Raw genomic sequence first — 23,511 nt, 5'->3', positions numbered from 1 at the left:
CCGGGCTCTGTTTCGCAGCGTCTTTTTGCCCCTTCCCTACCTCTAGCCGTCAAATCCAATCTTTTAACTTTTTTTTAACTATTTATGATAATAGTATTATTACTGTAATATGATAACAATAAGTGATGATATTTAATATTATATTAAAATATTTTTCTTGTTTTGTCTAGTTATTTCATAGTATAGGAATTTCAAAATTTGTAACCAGAAAAATTGTTAATCAAAACTTTGAAAATTCGTTTAATAAAATGTAGTTACAAGCCACAATATTAGAAATTATCAACACTTTTATAAAAATCTCTGCCAGAATCTATCTAAAAATAGGTTCAGTTTTACAAATTATGTGGCTAAGACGTGAAAGAAGTGTTCGCCATAATGATGTTATCTAGGCGTTGATAATAATTCATTGATTCTTATTAATAACAATGGCGGAGATAAACCGTAATAAACTTGCCGCAGATTCATACATTTATTGCAATTATAGCAAAACAGAGGATCTATTTTAAAATTCAACCAAATCATTAATCTCCAACTAATGAGCTTAGTTTTCTTATGAACGATTTGATTAATTGCCTTATATACGATAGGTAATTGTACGCCCCTAGTTCTATTAGATAAAAAACCGTAATACCTAATCATTCGAAAATAACGATCTGGTATATGCATAATCAGACTAGCTATGAACTGCATCACGGGCATAGTTATGCGATCAATTGTATTATTATAGTGATCAAGAAATTTAAACGTTACCTGCTTTCCGTCGTAATTTTCTATTCTTGTCTCGGAAATAGGGGGCGTTTTATATACCGCCCTAAATATTCTATGTTGCGTTTATGATCATCCGATGGTTTTTGTAAATAAACATACCAACTGATTTCGTATAAACTACTCATCCAGTTATTAAAATTCTCAGCATTTTGATATGCGGACGGCAACTTCAAATTACTTGAGATATATTGAAAGCGAAATAACTCAAGGACTCTATGTCTCCACATTTTTTTAATAGGTTCGGCAGGAAAAAATAATTTTTGCCACTTGCCTTTGCTATTTATACCGCCGCAAGTAACCGATAAATGGATATGAACATTGCGTTTTAAATCTCTACCGAAAGTGTGTAAGGCAGTAAATATACCAACCACAAGATTTTTCTTTGTAGCTATCTCCTTAATAATTCCTGCTGCAATACCGGAAATCAATCCAAACAGATCACGATTGAGCCAAAATATCGGCCATAAAGAGTCCGGCATTGTAAATGTAATGTGCTGCCATCGTGTTTTTGGTAGAACATTGCTAGCCTTACTCACCCATTGATCCGTTTGTTTCTTACCACAACGAGAACAAAACCTACCTTTACAGCTGAATGCTACCGATTTATTGCGGTTACAATCACGGCAGCTATAACGTTTAAATCCTAAATATTTCGTTCCACACGATATAACTTTAGTGACGTTGAAAATAATGCCGTATCTTAGCTTGCCGTATTTTTTAGCGAAATCGAGACCAATTACCACGGTCTAGAAAAATATGTTTTATAGATATTCCTTTACCGACTATTTCCATAAATTACTTATAGTTAATGTTTTCTTACCAAGGAATCTTTCTTCCTTTGCGTTCTAAATCAAATTCTTTACAATCAGGGCAATAGTAAACAGAATTATACTTATGATTGGGAGATATTTTTCGCAACATTATCCAGAAAGCCTTGGCTATTTCCTTATCTCCTTCGGAAAAAATCTTTTTGATCCTGCTGTAAGGAATTGCTTGCTCTTTAGAAATGGCCTTAAGAGTTTTTACCGCTAATTCATTGACCAAATGCTGCTCAGAGTGCAAGTTACTCATAACTCAATTATATATTATCTTATGTATGTCTAACATTCAGTCTTTATAACTCAAGTTAAAACAAATCAAATACCAGTATTATAATCCTCCATAAATATTTATCGGTCAAGAGTATCTTCTTTTAAGCTGCCACCGATAGGTGGCTTATCTTGTCCAGTTCTTTTAAAGCAGCACATAAAGCAATTAATACTTTACAATTTTGTTTTGTATCATTAATCAGAGCTTTTATTTCATTAGTCTTTTTGCCATCTAAATCAATAAAAGGGCCGCCTAGCATTTTAGGATCTTTTACTGCTTGGGCATGGATCTTAGGATTTTGTACGTAAGATTGCATTATTTTAAGGTGTCTTTCTACAATATTACAAGCTGCAGTTGCTGGTGATATAAGATGAGGCCATGCATACCAACGCCAAATTAGTGGTTCTGCTTTAATAGTTGGTTTTAAATAGTACATAGAGAGCCTTATGATTCAACAATTTTTAATTGATATCTTTAAACAACATTTAATACACTATATTATCTAGTTTAACTGATAACAAACCAAATCTACGCCTCTTAAGTGGTTTTAACTTAAAACTTCTATAATCATAGAATTATACTAAAACTGGTTCACTTAAGACAATTGAGTAACTTGGGAAACCAATACTAAAAACTTAGTTTGTATCAGCTATAAATATTTATTTTGTGTTAAAAAACTATGTAACCCATTCTTTTTTACCATATAGTCTTTCGGCTTTAATACTTGATTCGTGGCACTTTCTAACTAAAAGGTCGGATTCTATAAGTTGGATTGAATCAGGAGTATACTTTAATGCCATAACATAATTTAACCATGGTTCTAACCCCATAGCGTAAACATATACTTCTTTACACTTTGATTCCTTAACAATCGCCCAAGCATTTTTAAAATCTGAACCTGATAAAGTTCTAGAGTTATCATAAGATCTCTTGATAGGATTTGTAAGTAAGGGGCCATATAACCAAGTAAGAGGAGCTCCATCACATTCCATACCTAAAAATAACGTATCAATAGGGCCAACATACTTAAATATATTTATATATAAATTATGATCTAAGTTATTTGAATCGGCAGCGAAAACAAATTTTCTACCTTTAAGAGTGATAAAATGAGCAATTTTTGAATGTATATTTAAATCTGAGTGTTCCCCCAAGAAAGGAAGTCCTATAATTTCTCCTTCGGGAATAGGCATACTTTCAAAATTATTTAGTTGACAAACAGATTCAAAACCTAGTTTTTCTAAAATTAATTTTAATGATGGATCAGCTAGAAAACCTTGATTATTCGAAGGGCAAACAACGTTTTTTATTTTATATCTTAGTCGTAATAAAGTTTCAAATAACACATGATCTTGATGATTATGAGTTAGAACTACGTAATCAATTACATCAGGTAAATCTTCTATAGTAAATCTTGGAACTTGACTTGGAACATTGTAACTCACAACAGGATCTATCAAAATAGATACTTTATCTGTTTGAATTAGAACACAGGCATGGCCCAAATATCTTACACGAACCATGTCAGAGTTGTAATTTCTATCTGAGTTAATATTAGGTTTTTTTTCACTGAAAAATGACGAAAATAAATTTTTATAGTTATCTTCCATATCAAATAAATTTTCAATCTCTTTTCTAGATCTAGGCTCATTCAGCATAGAAAACAGCAGATCTAATCTCTTATCGTTGAATGGAAGATTCAGAGTAACTTGATTATTCTTCTTAAGGTTAGGAGTACTTAACATAAAAGGTCTATAATCTCCTAATGACTCTGAGAGAGTTATGGACTGGTAAGTTGTGGTGTAATATTTTTTATAAAGTAAAGGTTCTATTAATTTTATTGAAGCGTTATTATTTAAATCATAAACTAACTCAACTAAACCTTGAAGATTTTCTGGTAATTTTTGATAATAATTTTCTAGTGAATTACCATCCTCACTTTGAAGAAATCTACTAAAGTCTTTTATAGATTTTGACAATTCTAGAAGTACCTTACATTTTTCTTGAGTATCTTCAATTAACTTTTTAATCTCATCAACTTTTTCACCGTTTAAGTCAATAAATGGGCCACCTAAAAGTTCAGGATTGTTTATTGCTTGAGCATGAATTTGGGGCGCCTGTACATAAGACTGCATTATCTTTAGATACCTATCTGAAAGGTAACACCCAGCAGTTGTAGGTGGTATTAAATAAGACCAAGCATACCATCCCCATATTAGTGGCTCTGCTATTATTGTAGGTTTTAGATAAAAAAGTTGCATTTTAACCTCTGCATTTTAACCTATATAAATATATGATTTTTGTTCTTTTTATGATTAATACTTTATATCGATATAAATATGTTATACAAATATAAAATAACTAATATAAATATAATATTATTTTTAAATTGACATAATTAACACAACTCTTGTTTTGGAATTACTACAGAACTTTTTCGATATAGAAAACATAATACTATAAGAGTTAAGTACTGAATATGGATTAAATTGAATTTGTTAGTACCTAAACGTTTCGCATTACAAATTAAAAATCTTGCAATTGTAATAGAGATTTAATAGATGATTTATTGTATGATAGTTGATTACTGATAAGAGCACAACCATATGGGTAAAAGCATTTGTAACCGACTTATGTAATGCTCGAAATTACCTAGCAATTTGATTTTGTAAAACACTGACAGTTATTAATGTTCCTTTGAGTAATAATATTGATCTGGCTACAATAAACCGGACAGGTTAGTTAATATGAAACAAAAAGGATTGACAAAATTTCTGAACAAAAACAAAAAATCTATTTTATGGAAATTAAAGAATCATCAGTAAAGCTAGCTATTGAATCAGTACAAGCAATAGCATATACGGCAAGAGAGTTAGGTATCAATCTTAACTCTTTTTGTACTTGGATTAGTAAATATTCAAAAAACCCCTAATGTTAATGGCTCTAAGGTTTATAGCGATAGCCGCACTTATGATGAAATAATCAAACTGAAAAATGAACTAGCAAGACTTACATAGGAGCGCGATATATTAAAAAAGTAACGGCGTACTTTGCAAAAGAGTTCCGATAAAGTACGCATAGATAAAAAATATAGTAATGCATTTTCTATTGCTTCCATGTGCAAAATACTGAATGTATACCAAAGCGGTTATTATGAATGGGTTAATGATAAATAGTAGAGGAAACAGAGCAGAACAGGATAAGAAGTTAATAGCAATCATTAAAACTATTTGCAAGGAAGGACATAATACTTACGGTGTCAGGCGTATTAAGAAAATACTTGATTAGCAAGACATAGTCATTAGCTGCAGACTTATCACAAGGCTGATGAAATAGGCTAATTTAGTATGTAAAATAAAACGTAAATTCAAGACTACTACCGATTCTAACCATAAAATGCCTGTAGCTTCTAATTTGTTAGCCAGGCAGTTTATGGTTGATGCTCCTGACTGTTGGATATTACCTATGTTTCAACTGAAGAAGGCTGGTTATATCTGGAGAGAACAATTGATTTATATTCCAGAAAAATTATTGGTTGGTCAATGAGTGAGCGAACGAAAGCCGCACTAGTTAATAAAGACTTGCTAATGGCAATCTGGCAGCACGTGCATCTTAAGTGGTTGATATGGCTACTGATTGTGGTAGCCAATATGCTTCCAATAGCCATGTAGAAATTATAAAGCGGTATCATATTATCCAGAGTATGAGCCATAAGAGGGATTATTGGGATAATGCGGTTGCAGAAAGTTTCTTCCATACTATTAAACTGATCTGATTCATCAGTGTAAATTTAAAAGCAGAGAGGAGGCTAGGAATGTAAAAAGTAAACGAATAAATAACTCTTATATTTACTGATTCTCAGAACTTTACTTTGCATAATCCTTCCTGTGGTGTACCAGTCTTCTGTATTATTTTTTACTTCTTCTTTACCAAGTCTATACTCATATGAATCTTTATCAAATATTCTTTCCAATTCAAGCTTCCAAATGGATTTTAACTACTGTCTGGGCAATGCTATCAGTTATTTTTGGTATTCCAAGAGTTCTCTTACCGCCACCTTTCTTAGGAGTATCTCAAGTGCAAAACTCCTGTCTAGCTCTTTTTATCATTTCTTACCCTAAACTAACTCTAACTAATGGAATGGACCACCACGATTTACAGGATGAGAAGCAAATGCTAATCTTCTAAAGTTTAATAATAAATCTAAAAATAACAACCAGGAGGTCCTAATAAATATTACAATAGTAGGAGTTAGTTTAGGTCTATTAATAGTTGACAGTGACAATAAAATTAGATAATAATCTACTAAGTTTTCTGATTTATTTAAAAAATATAAAAAGCTACTTAATTTTAGTAAATCCTAATTTTATGATTAGATTTTCATGAAACCTACCGTTAAATTGTTAGCAAATACAAAAAGTTTAAGATCTATCTTTATTTATAACAATGTGTGTATTTCTAAAAAAGACACTCATAAGTCATTTAATAATAAAGAGTAAGGTATGAAAGATTTTAGTTTTTCTTTAAAATCTTCTATAGTTGCCATTTTAAGGCAATTTAAGTGGATTTTTATTGCTCAATTTTTAATAGCCATATTTTGGGCAATCGATATATCATTACGTCCATATCTAGTTAAAAAAATTGTTGATAAAATTACTTTAATTCCATCTTTACAAGTTTTTAGTTCACTAACACCGATTATTATTTTATATATTTTTACATCCATTATCATAGTTGCAAGTTTCAGACTTTACGATTGGATCATCTTTTGTTTTCAACCTGTTGTAAAAAAACATATAAGTACTGTTCTTGTACAACATATGATAAAACACTCCCCTAGCTTTTATTATAATCATTTTTCAGGCAGTGTAGCAAATAAGATTAATGATATAACTAATTCCGTTCCTAGTATAATTAATATTATTATTGATAGATTATTTAGCTCCACACTAGCTCTTCTAATAGCTATATATACAGTGTGGTCTGTTAATATAAAATTTGCTATTGGTCTGACTATATGGATTGTGGTATTTTTATTTTTCTCAATAACAATGGCTTATAAAGCTAAGCATTTATCAGATAAAGCCGCCGAGGTACGCTCTACTATTGCTGGTCACATTATTGATATATTTACCAATATTGTTAATGTATGTTTTTTTGCAAAAATGGACTATGAACACAAACGTTTGTGTTCTATGTATGAAAAAAGCATCAAAGCTGAACAAGCAAAAGGATGGTTCTTAATAAAAATCCATACATTTCAAGAAGGATCTTTTATTATTTTTCAATCAATTTGTTTTTGGTGGTTAATGTTAGGTATAAGTAATCAAACCAATACTTCTGGTGATTTTGCTTTAATTCTGATTTTAAATATATCAATAATTAATTGTTTACATAATATTTCTCATGAAATTGGAGAATTTAGTACTTCAATAGGAAACTTAACTCAAGGGTTACGTATTGTTACTACCCCTTTAGAGATCAAAGATATACCAGGAGCCAAAGATATTAAGGTTAATCAAGGAGAAATTGTTTTTGAGAATGTAAAATTTTATTATTATAAGAATAAACCTCTTTTTGAAAATATATGTTTAAAAATCCCTTCTGGCCAAAAAGTAGGATTAGTTGGATATTCAGGAAGTGGTAAATCTACTTTTGTTAACCTGATTTTAAGGGTATTCGATCTCAAAGAAGGTAGAATAATAATTGACAATCAAGATATTAAAGAAATTTCACAAGTATCACTAAGAAGAGCCATAGGAATTATCTCACAAGATCCATTGTTATTTCATCGTACTGTAGCAGAAAATATTCGATACGGAAAAGAAGATGCTTTAGATGAAGAAATAATAAAAATCGCTAAACAAGCACATGCCCATAACTTTATCTGTAAACTTGTACAATCTTATAACACTTTACTGGGAGAAAGAGGAGTAAAACTTTCTGGAGGTGAACGCCAACGTATTGCTATTGCTAGGATATTACTCAAGAATCCTCCAATATTGATTTTAGATGAGGCTACTAGCCATTTAGATTCTATTACAGAATCTATGATTCAAAAAAGCTTACTGGACCTGATGAAAGAAAAAACTACAATAGTTATTGCGCACCGTTTGTCTACACTATTAGAAATGGATCGTATTCTAGTATTTGATAAAGGAAAAATAGTACAAGATGGAACGCATAAACACCTAATAACTGTAGAAGGGCTTTATAAAAAATTATGGGACACTCAGTTAGATGGTTTTCTCCCATTTCAAAAAAAATTGTAAAGTACTAGTAAAAATATAGTAATAATTTAACAAACCTAAGCAGGTGTAATAAGAGTTTAGAAAAATACAAAGTTATAAACTATTATTTCGATAGTAAAAAAATATAGAGCGAATTTAGGATTAGATAATATGACACAGTCTTAAAATTAATTATTTATCAGCCTTCAATAATTAGCGACTTTATAAAAATTTTACTTTACGTGTTATTTAAGTACTAGAATTGTATGGTGTTACTAAATGATATTTATAATAATCCAAGCTAAGATTACTTAATATGTACTAATTTTTATCACTAAATATATTTATGGGCAATAGATTAGATAAGAAAATAGCTTTAGTTACAGGAGGAGCTCGAGGTATTGGAAAAGCTATCACAAAGCTTTTTATTAAACATGGAGCACAAGTGATAGTTGTTGATGTACTTGATAGACTATATAATGATAGAAATCATAATAATAATTGCGATTATTTAAAGCTAGATGTAAGCAAGCAGAGTAGCTGGAAGGAAATACATAATCATATTAAAGCTAAATATTACACTATAGATATATTAGTTAATAATGCAGCTATTAGTGGAATTGATATGATTCAAGATCCAGAAAACATGAATATTGAAACCTGGAATTATATTCATTCAGTAAATTTAACAAGTGTATTTTTAGGATGCAAGTTTGGTATAAATACTATGAAAAATAATCAACAGCAATCTTCTATAGTAAACATAGCTTCAAGGTCGGGAGTAATTGCTACACCAAATCTAGCTGCTTATTCTTCAACAAAAGCAGCTATTAGAAATTATAGTAAGGCAGTAGCTATTTATTGCGCTCAGAAAGGATACCCTATAAGGTGTAATACAGTAAGTCCTGCTGCAATAGATACTGATATGTGGAATCATTATAAGGAAGATAGTAATATTTTTAATGCGTTCCTTACTTCCCTACCTCTAAAAAGAATGGGAACTGTTCAAGAAGTGGCTAATGCAGTTTTATATTTAGCATCAGATGAATCATTATATACAACTGGTTCTGAGATAATAGTTGATGGAGGTGTGCTATCTGTTTGTGGAAATTCTCCAAAATAAAAAAATGTATAACTTCTTTTATTAATATTTAAATAATGAGAATTGGAAATGTTACTTAACGAGATAGCCTATATAGAGTTTTACGTGTTTAATGCTTTTCAAGCTGCCAATTTTTATAGGTATGTATTAGGGTTTGATATAATTGGCTATGGTGGACCTGAAACTGGATTACAGGATAAGATATCTTATATACTAATTCAAGGAAAAATAAAGATTATTATTAGTTCTGCAATTTCTAATAATACTAATTCTACTTTATCAGAGCATGTCTTTTTACATAATGATAGTGTAAAAGATATTGCATTTTTGTGTAAAAACGTTAGAGAGACTTTTGAGATGTGTACAAGATCTGGAGCTATTCCTGTTCTTAAACCTGTAGAAATTAATGATAATAAACAAAAAATTATTAAAGCTTCTGTCCTTACTTTTGGAAGTACTGTACATTCTTTTATTGAACAGGAGGCAACTGCTAGCATTTTGCCATTCTATACCTCCATTCCTCAGAAATCAAAACCTCTTAACTTCGGGTTAAAAAAGATTGACCATCTTGCTATAGCCTTGGAAGCTGGAACTCTAAAGCTTTGGCAGGAATTTTATGAAAAAGTATTTGGTTTTCATGTTTTTTATTCTGAAAATATATATCTTGGTAATAGCGGTATGCTATCTACAGTAGTAGCTAATAAAGAAGAGAATATAAAGTTTGTGTTAATTGAACCAGTTTCAAATGGAGAAACCTCTCAAATAGAGGCTTTTCTTAATTATAATAAAGGCGCAGGTGTACAACATTTAGCTTTCTTATGTAAAGATATTATCAATTCAGTCCGATTATTAAAGCAACAAGGATTAAATTTTTTGGATGTACCAGTAGATTATTACATTGAACTTAAGCAAAATATAAAACATAAATTAAATAATGACTTAATCCAATCCCTTATGGAACACAAGGTATTGATAGATGAAGATCAAAACGGCTATTTAATGCAGGTTTTTAGTAAACCTATACAAAGTATTCCCACATTTTTTATAGAATTAATACAGCGAGAGAAAGCAACAGGATTTGGTAGTAGGAACATCAAAGCATTATATGCCGCTGTTCAAAAGTCTCAGAAATCATCACAACTATTTAACAATGCGTAAACAGTATTTATCAACATTAGCAAAAACATTAAAAAAATCAGCTATTCAACAAGCACTTGAAAAATCTGTTGATACTGATATTATATCATTTTCCTTAGGAATGCCTGATACTGGTATATTACCCCTGACCGAATATAAAAATGCCTTTCAGAGCATTAATTCTCCTAGTATTCTACAATATTCTTCTCCTTTATTTTCTTTAAAAATTCATATTGCCAACCTTATGAAAGAAAGGCAGATAAAATGTAAACCTGAGCAAATTTTGCTTACATCTGGTGCTCAACAAGCAATGACATTAATATGTAAACTATTAATAGATAAAGGTGATAGTGTTATAATTGAAGAAATCAGTTACCCAGGATTTATACAAATTGCTAAATCTGCACATGCTAATCTTATATCTACTCCTGTTGATTATAAGAACGGTATAATAACAGAGCAATTAAAAAAACTTTTAATGAAAAATAAAACTCCTAAATTGCTTTATACTATCCCTGAGGGACATAATCCTTCAGGAATAAGTTTAAGCAATGAAAAGCGTTTGGAAATTGTCAATATAGCTAGTTCTTGGCAACTTCCTATTGTAGAAGATGATGCTTATGGGTTTATTAACTATGGTAAGATAAATCCTCCACTTTACTCTTACTCTAGTGGATTAGTATTTTATATAGGGTCTTTCTCTAAAATACTTTCGCCTGCTGCTAGGCTAGGTTGGATTATTGCTCCGGAATATTTAATACAAAAACTGGAAATATTAAAAGAAGGTATGGACATCAATACGTCAACCTTATCACAATACATAATTAATAATTATCTTAACCAAGGTTGTCTAAATGAACATCTTGAGTTTCTTAAAAACCACTATAAGAAAAAAAGAGATATAATGGTGGAAGCAATTAAACATTATATTCCAGAGATGGATTTTTCTATACCTAACAGTGGATTTTTTATATGGGGAAGACTTCCCGATATTAATACAAATAAGCTTTTTGTTCAGGCCCTAGAAAACAATAAAGTATCTTTTTTGCCTGGCTCAGCTTTTGGAGTTAAACATAATAGTTCTTTAGCAACTTGTTTACGTTTAAGCTTTGCATTGTGTGATATTAACATGATTGAGATAGGAATAAAACGTTTAAAACAAGCTTTAAAAGAATATAAAACTAGATCTTAAATTAACTACAGGTTTTACTATGAGTATATATAATTTTATAGAGTTAGGTATAGCGTACTTATTAGCAGCAATGATGCCTGGGCCATCTATTGCATTAATTATTAGAAATGCTCTTATAAATTCTCGTTTGTCAAGTATACAAGCTGCATTAGGTACAATATTAGGAACAGCATTACAATTTGGTTTAGTACTGACTATTTTAGTTTTTATAGAAAATAACTTAGTCCTTTTTAAAATATTAAAAATTTTATGCTCTATTTATTTAATATACTTAGGAATAAGGATGTTATTTGCTAGACAGCAAGAAAAATTAAGTTTAGATGAACAGAAACCTAAAAAATCATGTTTGAGTAATAACCAAAATTATCTTTTAGAAGCTTTATTTGTTGAATTTCTAAATCCTTTAGCTTTTACATTTTTTATAAGTATAATCACTGTCTTTGTAGATCAGATAGAATCTTTTAGAGTTAAGTTTATATGTTGGTTAGAGATTGTAATTCTAAGTTCTGTATGGTTTGTTACAGTTTCACTAGTTATCTCTTCTGAAAAAATTACTTTTTATACTAGAAATTTTAATAGAGTATTAGAAGTATCAGCTGGATGCATATTTATATTATTTGGCAGTAAGATATTGTTGGTGTAGAATTGATATGGTAATAGTTTTCTCTCAAATTATTGTCATGTTTCCATTAGTGAGATATTGATAATTTCAAGCCTATGATTCTGGTTTAGGGTTCGCAATGTGTTCCATATTCCCCGCCATATGTGGAGAATCTTTAAAATTCCCTCCTTTCTACTAAGAAATATTTATTATTTAGATCTTCCATAGAGATCCTCTATAGTTATCTGAAATTCACTGTTGCTTTTCTGTAAGCTATTTGCTTAAACTTTAGAATTGATAGAAGTGGTAAATTGATCTAATTGCTTCGGAGTCTTTATCAGTAATATCTATTTTTAGTTCTAAAATCCCTGAGTTAATAGCATTTATATCAATCATAACGTTCCTAATAGCTTTTCTTGTTGTAATTTTTGTTCTAACTGCTATAAAAATCTATTAGTTCTGGGCATAATTTTGTTCTATAAGTTTTAGTTTGTTTTTTATAAGAGGCGTGTTTGTGAATAAAGTAATAAGACTAATTTTTTTGGCAAGCTCTTTGTTTGTTTTTTCCTATGCTGTTGCCGATGAAAAAATTACCAAGATTGTTGTACATGGGAATCAAAGAATTCAGACATCAACCATCGAAGAGTATATAGGTTTAAGGGAAGGACAGCAATTTTCTTTAGAATCTCAAAATGATGCCGTTAAAAGTTTATATGCAACTTCATTATTTGAAGATGTTTCCATAAATTTTGCAAACGGGGTTTTAAGAGTTGATGTAAAAGAAACACCTTTTGTAAGCAAAGTAACTTTTACCGGGAATTCCAAGATAAAATCTGCAATCCTTACAAATGAAATCTCAACTGTTGCGGGTGAATCGTTAAGAAAAGCAAAACTGAGAGCAGACGTAGAAAAAATTAAGGAAATGTATAAACGTTCTGGTAGATTTTCTGTTAACGTTAACTCTAAAATTGAGGAACAGGGCAACAATGCCGTCAAAGTTATTTTTCAAATTACTGAAGGTCCAAAAACTGGAGTGAAATCCATTTACTTCGCCGGTAATGCGAATTATTCAAATTCTGAATTAAGATCTGTTATAATGACCAAGGAATCTAAATGGTTCAGGTTTTTAGAGACTAACGATACCTATGATCCTGACAGGATAGAATATGATAAGCATCTGCTTACCAAATTCTATAACTCAGTAGGATTTGCAGATTTTAACGTAATTTCAGTTACAGCGGATTTACTTCCGACAAAGGAGGGATTTATATTAACTTATTCAGTTGATGAAGGTAACAAATATCAATTTGGGAATATTACAGTTAATAATAAATTAAAAAATGTCGCAACTGAAGAAGTAGAAAAGTTTATTTCTCAGAAAAAGGGAGAAACTTTTAATTTAGACGCTATGGAATCGATTGCCGAGAAAATAACCAGTTATTTGGGAAGTCGTGGTTATCCGCAAGTAGAGGTTTATCCTGATATAAAACCAAATAGGGAAGCTAGAATAGTAGATGTGGTAATCGTAGTTGATCAGGCTGATAAGATTTTTATAAATAAAATCAATATTGAAGGCAACTTGAAAACCGAGGACCATGTTATTAGACGTCAACTTAGAATAGCAGAAGGTGATATATTTAATCGCTCAAAGATTGAAAAAGGTGAGCAAAATATTCGTAATTTGGATTATTTCGATAAATTAATGCTAAAAATAGCTCCTACTGATCGAAGAGACCGTTACGATATTAATATAGATGTTGAAGAAAAATCTACTTCTTCTATTGGACTAGACCTTGGATATAATACTGCTGGCGGTCCTTTTGGGCGCATATCCTTTTTAGAAAGGAATTTACTTGGTACTGGTAAATATTTAAATGCTGGTATACAAGTCGGTAAAAAAAGCATTAGCTATTATGGAGGGGTGACAAATCCTCATTTTCTTGATAAAGATTTGTCTTTAGGAGTGAATTTTTTTAGAACCCAGGATGGTCGCGGTAGTGGTTTTGGTAACGGTGAACAGAATTACTCTAAAACTTCTACCGGGGGTAAGACATCGATTGGTTATGACATAACCGACGATCTATCTCATGAGGTTGAGTATTTACTTAAACAGGACAAACTAAGTGGCCCATCAGATTCTGCTTCTGTATTTATTAAAGAGCAAATGGGTAAATTTACGACTTCGGCTATTGGCCACAGTTTGACTTACGATAGAACTGACAGTAGGATATTGCCTAAAAACGGCTATTTAATAGTCGGAAGCCAGGAATTTGCTGGGGTTGGCGGCAATACAAAATATCTAAAACATGAACTTGACGGTAAATATTTCAAGTCCTTTGTTGAGAATAAATACACATTAAAGCTGTCTGCTGCTGCTGGTCATATTAAAGGTGTAAGCGGTAAAAAAGTAAGGATTTCGGATAGATTTAATTTGGGAGATGCTTCTCTGAGGGGTTTTGCTCCAGGGGGTATAGGACCTAGGGATAAAAAAACCGATGAAGGTTTTGGCGGTCAGAAATATTATACTGTATCTTCAGAATTGAATTTTCCACTAGGCTTACCGCAGGAGTTTAATGTGACGGGAGCCGTTTTTGCGGATGCTGGTTCCTTATGGGATGCTGATTCAAAATCTTCTACTCCAGAAGGATTCTACAATGATAAAGCTCTAAGAGCTTCAGTAGGTTTTGGCTTTATATGGATAACCAAAATTGCTCCTATCAAGGTATACTGGGGTTTCCCAATGAAGAAACAGAAATATGATGAAAAACAAACTTTTCATATTCAATTTTCTACAAACTTGTAAAGTTCTCTGAATTTATTTACGTTGCAAAAATTAATATTACAAAATTTTGCAACGTTGTAGCTTAAAGAGATACTTATTCTCTTTACAATGAAGTCTGGTTATTTATTTAACAGGTTAGACTAAAAACCTTGTATTTTTATCAAGGTATTAGAAGAGTCATCTTGTTATGTTAGTAAGCATAAGCAGATTTAAGAGAACAGGATACGTGATATAGGAATTTGTTGTTTGTGTAGCTACTATAGGTAACTTTAAATATAATCATATGACTAATATTATTTAAAGCTTTTAAGTAGAGTGGCAAGATAAGCCACCTATCGGTGGCAGCTTAAAAGAAGATACTCTTGACCGATAAATATTTATGGAGGATTATAATACTGGTATTTGATTTGTTTTAACTTGAGTTATAAAGACTGAATGTTAGACATACATAAGATAATATATAATTGAGTTATGAGTAACTTGCACTCTGAGCAGCATTTGGTCAATGAATTAGCGGTAAAAACTCTTAAGGCCATTTCTAAAGAGCAAGCAATTCCTTACAGCAGGATCAAAAAGATTTTTTCCGAAGGAGATAAGGAAATAGCCAAGGCTTTCTGGATAATGTTGCGAAAAATATCTCCCAATCATAAGTATAATTCTGTTTACTATTGCCCTGATTGTAAAGAATTTGATTTAGAACGCAAAGGAAGAAAGATTCCTTGGTAAGAAAACATTAACTATAAGTAATTTATGGAAATAGTCGGTAAAGGAATATCTATAAAACATATTTTTCTAGACCGTGGTAATTGGTCTCGATTTCGCTAAAAAATACGGCAAGCTAAGATACGGCATTATTTTCAACGTCACTAAAGTTATATCGTGTGGAACGAAATATTTAGGATTTAAACGTTATAGCTGCCGTGATTGTAACCGCAATAAATCGGTAGCATTCAGCTGTAAAGGTAGGTTTTGTTCTCGTTGTGGTAAGAAACAAACGGATCAATGGGTGAGTAAGGCTAGCAATGTTCTACCAAAAACACGATGGCAGCACATTACATTTACAATGCCGGACTCTTTATGGCCGATATTTTGGCTCAATCGTGATCTGTTTGGATTGATTTCCGGTATTGCAGCAGGAATTATTAAGGAGATAGCTACAAAGAAAAATCTTGTGGTTGGTATATTTACTGCCTTACACACTTTCGGTAGAGATTTAAAACGCAATGTTCATATCCATTTATCGGTTACTTGCGGCGGTATAAATAGCAAAGGCAAGTGGCAAAAATTATTTTTTCCTGCCGAACCTATTAAAAAAATGTGGAGACATAGAGTCCTTGAGTTATTTCGCTTTCAATATATCTCAAGTAATTTGAAGTTGCCGTCCGCATATCAAAATGCTGAGAATTTTAATAACTGGATGAGTAGTTTATACGAAATCAGTTGGTATGTTTATTTACAAAAACCATCGGATGATCATAAACGCAACATAGAATATTTAGGGCGGTATATAAAACGCCCCCTATTTCCGAGACAAGAATAGAAAATTACGACGGAAAGCAGGTAACGTTTAAATTTCTTGATCACTATAATAATACAATTGATCGCATAACTATGCCCGTGATGCAGTTCATAGCTAGTCTGATTATGCATATACCAGATCGTTATTTTCGAATGATTAGGTATTACGGTTTTTTATCTAATAGAACTAGGGGCGTACAATTACCTATCGTATATAAGGCAATTAATCAAATCGTTCATAAGAAAACTAAGCTCATTAGTTGGAGATTAATGATTTGGTTGAATTTTAAAATAGATCCTCTGTTTTGCTATAATTGCAATAAATGTATGAATCTGCGGCAAGTTTATTACGGTTTATCTCCGCCATTGTTATTAATAAGAATCAATGAATTATTATCAACGCCTAGATAACATCATTATGGCGAACACTTCTTTCACGTCTTAGCCACATAATTTGTAAAACTGAACCTATTTTTAGATAGATTCTGGCAGAGATTTTTATAAAAGTGTTGATAATTTCTAATATTGTGGCTTGTAACTACATTTTATTAAACGAATTTTCAAAGTTTTGATTAACAATTTTTCTGGTTACAAATTTTGAAATTCCTATACTATAAAATATAAGGGGATTTGGTAAACAGGGATTGATGGTTATAAGGCCCTACTTTAGAAAACGCTTATTTTTCACCTTTGTTTGCCCAAACTATATAGTGATGCAGAAATAATACCTAAGCTTATTTAGAAGTAGAAATTTTTGTCTATTGGATTGGAAAGTTTATTTTATGAATCTTGGTAGTTTTATACTAATTAATAAGTGTTGATTTATTTTGTTTTAGGAGGAAGTGGTGGGAAAGGATTTTGAATATTCAAGTTTTCTATTTGGTAGTAACTCAGTATTTATTGAGGAGCTTTATCAAAAATATTTACAAGATCCGAATTCTATTGACCAGAGTTGGACAAAATTTTTTGCAGTACAAAGTGATATCACCCCTTTGAAAACCACTGCCAAAATTATTATCCAGGATAAACCGGTTATTTCTTCTAATCAAGACGTGCCAACTAGTTCTTCTTTAGCGGAAAATTCTTTGAGAGCAAAATTCATGATTAAGGCCTATAGGGTGCATGGCCATTACCTAGCTAACCTAGATCCGTTAGGACTCGAGGTGAAAAAAACTAAGGAAGAGCTGAAATTAAACTTAGCAGATTTTGGCTTTAATGCGAATCAGTTATCAGAGCTTGTTGATGTATCGGGAGAATTTGATGATCTAAAAATCATTACCCTCGGCGAACTTGTCAATGTTTTAAACAGAACTTATTCCGGTTCAGTAGCAGTGGAATTTTCGCATGTGGAGAACTCAGTAGCCCAAGAATGGTTATATAATAAATTAGATAGTATTAGTACGCATATTAACCTATCGTTAGAGGAAAAAAAACAAACGCTACAAGACCTAGTGGAAGTAGAAGGCTTTGAGCAGTATTTACATGTAAAATTTCCTGGAGCTAAGAGATTTTCTATAGAAGGTGGGGATGCTTCCATAATAAGTCTTGATAGAATAATTGAAGAGTCAGCATCTATCGGAGCAGAAGAAGCGGTGATTGGTCTTGCACATAGAGGAAGGTTATCGACGCTAACCAAAATTATGAATAAGCCTTATAGAGCTATTTTTTCTGAATTTATGGGAAGCAGTGCCTTTCCAAGTGATCTTGGTGTAACAGGCGATGTAAAATATCATATGGGTTATTCTTCAGATAAAATTACTAAATCCGGAAAAAAAGTTCATCTTTCTTTAACAGCAAACCCCTCGCATTTAGAAGCTGTAAATCCGGTAGTTGCCGGTAAAGTTAGAGCCAAACAAGATTGTATGAATCGCGACCGTAGAAAAGTTGTGGGTATTTTGATTCACGGTGATGCTGCATTTTGTGGCCAGGGAGTAATGGCAGAAAGTTTAGTAATGTCTGGTCTTGCTCCATATGATGTAGGAGGGATATTCCATATAGTAATTAATAACCAAATTGGTTTTACGGCTAATAGCTATGATTCAAGAGCTAGTAGATATTGTACAGAAGTGGCAAAAGTGGTTGGTGCTCCAATATTTCATGTTAACGGAGATGATGTAGAGGCAGTAGTATTAGTTACTAAAATTGCCTGCGAATATAGGCAAAAATTTCAGAAAGATGTGGTAGCTGATATAGTTTGCTACCGTAAATATGGCCATAATGAAGGCGATGAGCCAATGTATACCCAGAGCGTAATGTATGAGGTAATTAAAAATAAACAAACCCCAGCTGCTATCTATTCAGAGAAATTGAGTAACGCAGGGTTGATCGCTAGAAATTATTATCCAGAACTGAAACAAAAGTTTAAGAGTTTTTTAGACTCAGAATTTAATGAGGTTAAAAATTATAAACCAAGAGCTCAGTGGCTAGAAGGGCAGTGGTCTGGTTTTGATCGTCTTAGTGAGGATAAATTGTTAACAGGCGTCCATAAGTCCTTGCTACAGGAAATTGGTATCAAACTTTGTAGCATCCCTGGTGATTTTTCTATAAACCATAAATTAGCTAAATTATTCGAAGTAAGAAGCAATGACCTGATGAGTGACCAGCCAATTGATTGGGCCACGGCGGAACAACTAGCGTTTGCAACATTACTTAATGAAAAGACACCAATTAGGTTTACTGGCCAAGATGTCGAGAGAGGGACTTTTTCTCATCGCCATGCCGTACTCCACAGCCAAACTGATAAATCAATTTACGAACCTTTAAATAATATATCGGAAGATCAGGCATTTTTTGAAATTGCGGACAGTAATTTATCTGAATATGGCGTGCTTGGGTTTGAGTATGGTTATTCGATAGTAGATCCTAACCGTTTAGTGATATGGGAAGCTCAATTTGGCGATTTTGCCAATGGTGCGCAGATTATTTTTGATCAGTTCATTTCTTCTGCTGAAACAAAATGGCTTAGGATGAGTGGTATTGTTGTGCTTTTACCTCATGGAATGGAAGGCCAAGGACCTGAACATAGTTCAGCAAGGTTGGAAAGGTTTTTACAATTATGCGCAGAGGATAATATGTGCGTGGCTTACCCAACAACTCCAGCTTCAATATTCCATCTTTTGCGCCGTCAGATGAAAAGAAATTTTAGGAAACCTCTGATTGTTATGTCGCCTAAATCTTTGCTCCGCCATAAGTTAGCTGTTTCTAGTCTTGCAGAGCTGGATGAAGGAACAAAATTTATCCCGGTAATTGATGAAGTTGATAGAGAAATTAAAGCTGAAAGAGTAAAAAAAGTAATTTTTTGTTCTGGTAAAGTCTATTATGATTTAATTGAATCAAGGAGCGAAAGAAAAATAGATAACATTGTTATTATTCGTTTTGAACAATTATTTCCATTTATAGAAGAAGATGTCGTAAAAATTATGAAGAAATATCAGACAGCTTCAAAATTTGTTTGGTGTCAGGAAGAACCTCGGAATATGGGAGCATGGAAGTTTATACGCCATCAGTTAGATTCATGCTTGGAGAAAGCAGGAATTAAAGCACAAGTGAGTTATACTGGCAGAGAAAGGTCCGCATCTCCAGCTGTTGGTTATTTGTATATTCATAATAAACAACAGGAAACTTTGTTAGAAGAAGCTTTTGAACTTTAAATAACCCCAACGGGAAAAGATCGTTTATATTATAGAAATTATTGGAGAATTTTATGAATGTTGAAATTATAGTACCAGCGTTAGGAGAATCGGTCTCTGAAGCAACTGTCGCTAAGTGGTATAAAAAAGCTGGGGATGTTGTAAAGCTTGATGAATTATTACTTGAACTTGAAACTGAGAAAGTTACTTTAGAAGTTAGTGCGGTGGCAGAAGGGATATTAGATACGATTTTAAAGCAAGAAGGAGACGTTGTTAGTATCGGTCAAGTTTTAGGTTCTATAAAACCGGGAATAGCGACCCAAAATACAGAAGTAAATCAAAAAGCCTCAAGTACTCCAGTTCTTGGGATAGAAACCAGAGTACCGACAATTCAAGAAAAAAAAGTGGATTCAGTAAGTGCTATGCCACCGTCTGTACAGAAATTAGTAAAAGAAAATAATCTAAATCCAGCAACTATTGCAGGAACTGGCAAAGACGGAAGAATAAATAAGGGAGATGTGCTAAATGTTTTAGCAACAACTACCGTAAGAGCCCCAGAAATAGAAACGGTAATACCTGGAGATAAGCCGGTAGAAAAAGTGCGTATGTCCCGTCTTAGAAAGACTATAGCTCAGCGTTTAAAAGACTCACAAAATACAGCAGCTATTCTTACTACTTTCAACGAAATTGATATGTTAAACGTGATTAATTTACGTAAGAAACACCGGGAGGAATTCGAGAAAAAGCATGGTGTTAAGCTGGGGTTTATGTCATTTTTTGTTAAAGCTGTTGTAAATGCTTTAAAAGAGATACCTGCTGTAAATGCTGAGATAGACGGAGATGATATAATATACAAGCGTTACTACGACATAGGCGTAGCTGTTGGTACTGATCAAGGTTTGGTAGTACCGGTTCTGCGGAATGCTGATAAAATGAGTTTTTCTACGGTTGAGAAAGAAATAGGACATTTAGCAGCAAAGGCCCGGGACGGTAAACTTGCAATGGTTGATTTAACAGGAGGGACATTTTCTATTACTAATGGTGGGGTTTATGGTTCATTACTTTCAACTCCGATTATTAATCCTCCACAAAGCGGTATTATAGGTTTGCATAATACGCAAGAAAGGCCGGTAGTTATCGATGGGAAGATTGAAATTCGTCCAATGATGTATATTGCCCTATCTTATGACCACAGAATAATTGACGGTAAGGATGCGGTAACTTTCTTGGTTAAAGTAAAAAACGCTATTGAAAATCCGGAAAGATTACTTTTTGATTTGTAGTTTACTTTGAGTTATGGATGCAGAATTTTAAGTTATAAGCTTTTTGCACTAGTATTTTTAAATTGCCAACTTATAATCAAATTTTAAAAAACGTTAACTTAACTTATCTAAATAAGGGTTGTATAAATAGTAATGTATGAGATTTTTCTTGAGATTGTTTGGTTTGTCGAAAGCCTAGGTTATCTAGGTATATTTATCATGACATTTGTTGAAAGCACTTTTATACCAATACCAGCAGAGATTACCTTAATTCCGGCCGGATACCTTGTACACAAGGGGGAAATGCATGGATTATTAGTCTTGGTGGTAAGTAGTATTGGAACTCTAGGCGGTTCACTGGCAAATTATTATATTGCATATTTTTTTGGAAGGAAATTATTTACGAATAAAGGTAAGTACTTTTTTATCAATCAATCTAAATTGGAAAAAATAGAAAAGTTTTTTGCTAGTCACGGGGCAATATCAGTTTTTACTGGTAGATTTTTACCAGGAGTCAAGCATTTTATCTCATTTCCTGCGGGTCTTGCGAAAATGGATTTAAAACCTTTTTGCCTATACACTTTACTTGGGGGGACTATCTGGTGTGCTGTTTTAATATCATTAGGTTATGTTATCGGGGAAAATGAGCACTTGATAAAGAAGTACTTAAAACAAGCTAATATCATTTTCCTGGTTTTAGTCGGCGTACTCGTTCTGTATTATGTATGGAAGAAAAACACTCAAAAGCAGTAGGAATAACTTTTTCAATAAATAGCAACTGTAGATTCTAGAGTTTATTGATCGTCTTCTTTAAGTTCATTATTTTCAAAAGCCGGTTTCCCCGGGATTTTGGAGTTGATATAATCTATTAGTTGATTGGGCAAGGCGTTAAAACATTTAAGAAGAAGATAAATAGTGGTTGGAAAAGCTATTACTCCCTTATTATTGCTAACCCCTTTAATTATTTTTTGAGCGGCTTTCTCTGCCGAAATTATAAAAGGCATAGGGAAATTATTAACTTCAGTCATTGGAGTTTTGATATAACCTGGGATAACAACGGTTGTATGAACGTTATATTGTTTTAGGTATCCTCTTAACGCTTCTCCAAAAACCCTTATACATGCTTTACTGGCGGAGTACGAAGGAGCACTGGAAAGGCCAATTAACCCTGCCATTGAGCTAATAATAACTATATTTCCTTTTCTTCTTTTAATCATGTGCGGTATTATAGGCATTATTGTGTTCAGGACGCCGTTAATATTAGTATCAAATATTGTTTGAACTTGAGAGGGGCTCTCTGGCCCTTGTAAAGTTCCAGCGGAAACACCTGCACAAGCAACTACAATATCACCTCAGTTCGGGATAAGCGCGTAGTTTAGAGATAAATCAAAACTATAATTTATTGAAGGTTTATTTTTTTTAAAGCAATATGATATAAACGTGGATAGTATATGCACAAAGGCATTGATTGGTGATCTATGTCTCGTGTGTTCAAGGTTCATTTTATAGTATAGGAATTTCAAAATTTGTAACCAGAAAAATTGTTAATCAAAACTTTGAAAATTCGTTTAATAAAATGTAGTTACAAGCCACAATATTAGAAATTATCAACACTTTTATAAAAATCTCTGCCAGAATCTATCTAAAAATAGGTTCAGTTTTACAAATTATGTGGCTAAGACGTGAAAGAAGTGTTCGCCATAATGATGTTATCTAGGCGTTGATAATAATTCATTGATTCTTATTAATAACAATGGCGGAGATAAACCGTAATAAACTTGCCGCAGATTCATACATTTATTGCAATTATAGCAAAACAGAGGATCTATTTTAAAATTCAACCAAATCATTAATCTCCAACTAATGAGCTTAGTTTTCTTATGAACGATTTGATTAATTGCCTTATATACGATAGGTAATTGTACGCCCCTAGTTCTATTAGATAAAAAACCGTAATACCTAATCATTCGAAAATAACGATCTGGTATATGCATAATCAGACTAGCTATGAACTGCATCACGGGCATAGTTATGCGATCAATTGTATTATTATAGTGATCAAGAAATTTAAACGTTACCTGCTTTCCGTCGTAATTTTCTATTCTTGTCTCGGAAATAGGGGGGCGTTTTATATACCGCCCTAAATATTCTATGTTGCGTTTATGATCATCCGATGGTTTTTGTAAATCAACCACTTTCAT

General features: G+C 32.3%; 19 protein-coding genes and 3 pseudogenes. 15 read left to right on the top strand and 7 right to left on the bottom strand.

The annotated features are described in order from the left end of the window. Positions 1–381: 381 nt before the first annotated feature. The 4 genes and pseudogenes from N3Z16_RS04635 to N3Z16_RS04620 all read right to left on the bottom strand — a co-directional run bounded on the left by N3Z16_RS04635 (position 382) and on the right by N3Z16_RS04620 (position 4,118). Positions 382–1,511, bottom strand: a pseudogene (locus N3Z16_RS04635) (IS91 family transposase). A 73-nt stretch (positions 1,512–1,584) separates the two neighbouring features. Then, positions 1,585–1,839 carry a hypothetical protein gene (locus N3Z16_RS04630; protein WP_282485543.1) on the bottom strand — a complete coding sequence of 85 codons (255 nt, stop codon included), beginning with the start codon at positions 1,837–1,839 and terminating at the stop codon, positions 1,585–1,587. Positions 1,840–1,960: 121 nt separating this feature from the next. Then, positions 1,961–2,293, bottom strand: a complete 333-nt coding sequence (locus N3Z16_RS04625) for a hypothetical protein (RefSeq protein ID WP_282485542.1) — start codon at positions 2,291–2,293, stop codon at positions 1,961–1,963. A 241-nt stretch (positions 2,294–2,534) separates the two neighbouring features. Continuing rightward, positions 2,535–4,118, bottom strand: coding sequence for an MBL fold metallo-hydrolase (locus tag N3Z16_RS04620; protein WP_282486930.1), 1,584 nt, complete (start codon positions 4,116–4,118; stop codon positions 2,535–2,537). A gap of 539 nt (positions 4,119–4,657) precedes the next feature. Between N3Z16_RS04620 and N3Z16_RS10935 the strand changes: the two genes are divergently transcribed. The 15 genes and pseudogenes from N3Z16_RS10935 (at position 4,658) to N3Z16_RS04550 (ending at position 22,063) form a co-directional block, all read left to right on the top strand. After that, entirely contained in the window at positions 4,658–4,789 is a 132-nt protein-coding gene (locus N3Z16_RS10935) for a transposase (protein WP_410519624.1), read from the top strand. Between the two features lie 200 nt (positions 4,790–4,989). After that, positions 4,990–5,145: a hypothetical protein gene (locus N3Z16_RS04615; RefSeq protein WP_282486929.1), complete on the top strand. Its 156-nt coding sequence runs from the start codon at positions 4,990–4,992 to the stop codon at positions 5,143–5,145. A 164-nt stretch (positions 5,146–5,309) separates the two neighbouring features. Beyond that, positions 5,310–5,528 carry a DDE-type integrase/transposase/recombinase gene (locus N3Z16_RS10930; RefSeq protein WP_410519623.1) on the top strand — a complete coding sequence of 73 codons (219 nt, stop codon included), beginning with the start codon at positions 5,310–5,312 and terminating at the stop codon, positions 5,526–5,528. Positions 5,529–5,868: 340 nt separating this feature from the next. After that, positions 5,869–6,045, top strand: a complete 177-nt coding sequence (locus N3Z16_RS04605) for a hypothetical protein (RefSeq protein WP_282486927.1) — start codon at positions 5,869–5,871, stop codon at positions 6,043–6,045. Positions 6,046–6,359: 314 nt separating this feature from the next. Beyond that, positions 6,360–8,129 (top strand): ABC transporter ATP-binding protein, encoded by a 1,770-nt coding sequence (locus N3Z16_RS04600; RefSeq protein ID WP_282486926.1) that lies wholly within the window; start codon positions 6,360–6,362, stop codon positions 8,127–8,129. Between the two features lie 304 nt (positions 8,130–8,433). Then, positions 8,434–9,210, top strand: a complete 777-nt coding sequence (locus N3Z16_RS04595) for an SDR family NAD(P)-dependent oxidoreductase (RefSeq protein WP_282486925.1) — start codon at positions 8,434–8,436, stop codon at positions 9,208–9,210. Positions 9,211–9,258: 48 nt separating this feature from the next. Next, a complete protein-coding gene (gene hppD, locus N3Z16_RS04590) occupies positions 9,259–10,347 on the top strand; it encodes a 4-hydroxyphenylpyruvate dioxygenase (protein ID WP_282486924.1) in 1,089 nt (362 codons plus the stop codon). Further along, positions 10,295–11,518, top strand: a complete 1,224-nt coding sequence (locus N3Z16_RS04585) for an aminotransferase-like domain-containing protein (RefSeq protein WP_282486923.1) — start codon at positions 10,295–10,297, stop codon at positions 11,516–11,518. The genes hppD and N3Z16_RS04585 overlap by 53 nt, the downstream gene beginning before the upstream one ends. A gap of 19 nt (positions 11,519–11,537) precedes the next feature. Then, positions 11,538–12,161 (top strand): LysE family translocator, encoded by a 624-nt coding sequence (locus N3Z16_RS04580; RefSeq protein ID WP_282486922.1) that lies wholly within the window; start codon positions 11,538–11,540, stop codon positions 12,159–12,161. A 466-nt stretch (positions 12,162–12,627) separates the two neighbouring features. Beyond that, complete coding sequence (gene bamA, locus N3Z16_RS04575; protein ID WP_282486921.1) at positions 12,628–14,922, top strand: outer membrane protein assembly factor BamA; 2,295 nt, start codon at positions 12,628–12,630, stop codon at positions 14,920–14,922. Positions 14,923–15,372: 450 nt separating this feature from the next. Further along, a complete protein-coding gene (locus N3Z16_RS04570) occupies positions 15,373–15,627 on the top strand; it encodes a hypothetical protein (RefSeq protein ID WP_282485543.1) in 255 nt (84 codons plus the stop codon). Positions 15,628–15,700: 73 nt separating this feature from the next. After that, positions 15,701–16,830 (top strand): annotated as a pseudogene (locus tag N3Z16_RS04565) (IS91 family transposase). 434 nt (positions 16,831–17,264) lie between these two features. Beyond that, the gene (locus N3Z16_RS04560) at positions 17,265–20,069 is read left to right on the top strand and encodes a 2-oxoglutarate dehydrogenase E1 component (RefSeq protein WP_282486920.1); all 2,805 of its coding nucleotides are present in this window, start codon (positions 17,265–17,267) and stop codon (positions 20,067–20,069) included. A gap of 53 nt (positions 20,070–20,122) precedes the next feature. Further along, positions 20,123–21,331 (top strand): 2-oxoglutarate dehydrogenase complex dihydrolipoyllysine-residue succinyltransferase, encoded by a 1,209-nt coding sequence (gene odhB / locus N3Z16_RS04555; protein ID WP_282486919.1) that lies wholly within the window; start codon positions 20,123–20,125, stop codon positions 21,329–21,331. A 198-nt stretch (positions 21,332–21,529) separates the two neighbouring features. Beyond that, positions 21,530–22,063 (top strand): DedA family protein, encoded by a 534-nt coding sequence (locus N3Z16_RS04550; RefSeq protein ID WP_282486917.1) that lies wholly within the window; start codon positions 21,530–21,532, stop codon positions 22,061–22,063. A 41-nt stretch (positions 22,064–22,104) separates the two neighbouring features. Here the strand turns inward: N3Z16_RS04550 and N3Z16_RS04545 are convergent, their stop codons facing one another. The 3 genes and pseudogenes from N3Z16_RS04545 to N3Z16_RS04535 all read right to left on the bottom strand — a co-directional run bounded on the left by N3Z16_RS04545 (position 22,105) and on the right by N3Z16_RS04535 (position 23,511). Next, on the bottom strand, positions 22,105–22,656 hold the full coding sequence (locus N3Z16_RS04545) for an SDR family NAD(P)-dependent oxidoreductase (RefSeq protein ID WP_282486964.1): 552 nt from the start codon (positions 22,654–22,656) through the stop codon (positions 22,105–22,107). 6 nt (positions 22,657–22,662) lie between these two features. After that, positions 22,663–22,824: pseudogene (locus N3Z16_RS04540) on the bottom strand (IS982 family transposase); the annotation flags it as partial. 195 nt (positions 22,825–23,019) lie between these two features. After that, the gene (locus N3Z16_RS04535; protein ID WP_282486914.1) at positions 23,020–23,511 is read right to left on the bottom strand and encodes a transposase; all 492 of its coding nucleotides are present in this window, start codon (positions 23,509–23,511) and stop codon (positions 23,020–23,022) included.

The sequence above is a fragment of the Candidatus Megaera polyxenophila genome (assembly GCF_029982035.1).
Lineage (GTDB): Bacteria > Pseudomonadota > Alphaproteobacteria > Rickettsiales > Rickettsiaceae > Megaera > Megaera polyxenophila.
This window is presented reverse-complemented; position numbering and strand designations above follow the sequence as displayed.

Coding starts and splice junctions, on each gene's coding strand:
- N3Z16_RS04630 (WP_282485543.1), bottom strand. CDS start 1,839: ATGAGTAACTTGCACTCTGAGCAGCATTTGGTCAATGAATTAGCGGTA.
- N3Z16_RS04625 (WP_282485542.1), bottom strand. CDS start 2,293: ATGTACTATTTAAAACCAACTATTAAAGCAGAACCACTAATTTGGCGT.
- N3Z16_RS04620 (WP_282486930.1), bottom strand. CDS start 4,118: ATGCAACTTTTTTATCTAAAACCTACAATAATAGCAGAGCCACTAATA.
- N3Z16_RS10935 (WP_410519624.1), top strand. CDS start 4,658: ATGGAAATTAAAGAATCATCAGTAAAGCTAGCTATTGAATCAGTACAA.
- N3Z16_RS04615 (WP_282486929.1), top strand. CDS start 4,990: ATGTATACCAAAGCGGTTATTATGAATGGGTTAATGATAAATAGTAGA.
- N3Z16_RS04605 (WP_282486927.1), top strand. CDS start 5,869: ATGCTATCAGTTATTTTTGGTATTCCAAGAGTTCTCTTACCGCCACCT.
- N3Z16_RS04600 (WP_282486926.1), top strand. CDS start 6,360: ATGAAAGATTTTAGTTTTTCTTTAAAATCTTCTATAGTTGCCATTTTA.
- N3Z16_RS04595 (WP_282486925.1), top strand. CDS start 8,434: ATGGGCAATAGATTAGATAAGAAAATAGCTTTAGTTACAGGAGGAGCT.
- hppD (WP_282486924.1), top strand. CDS start 9,259: ATGTTACTTAACGAGATAGCCTATATAGAGTTTTACGTGTTTAATGCT.
- N3Z16_RS04585 (WP_282486923.1), top strand. CDS start 10,295: ATGCCGCTGTTCAAAAGTCTCAGAAATCATCACAACTATTTAACAATG.
- N3Z16_RS04580 (WP_282486922.1), top strand. CDS start 11,538: ATGAGTATATATAATTTTATAGAGTTAGGTATAGCGTACTTATTAGCA.
- N3Z16_RS04570 (WP_282485543.1), top strand. CDS start 15,373: ATGAGTAACTTGCACTCTGAGCAGCATTTGGTCAATGAATTAGCGGTA.
- odhB (WP_282486919.1), top strand. CDS start 20,123: ATGAATGTTGAAATTATAGTACCAGCGTTAGGAGAATCGGTCTCTGAA.
- N3Z16_RS04550 (WP_282486917.1), top strand. CDS start 21,530: ATGACATTTGTTGAAAGCACTTTTATACCAATACCAGCAGAGATTACC.
- N3Z16_RS04535 (WP_282486914.1), bottom strand. CDS start 23,511: ATGAAAGTGGTTGATTTACAAAAACCATCGGATGATCATAAACGCAAC.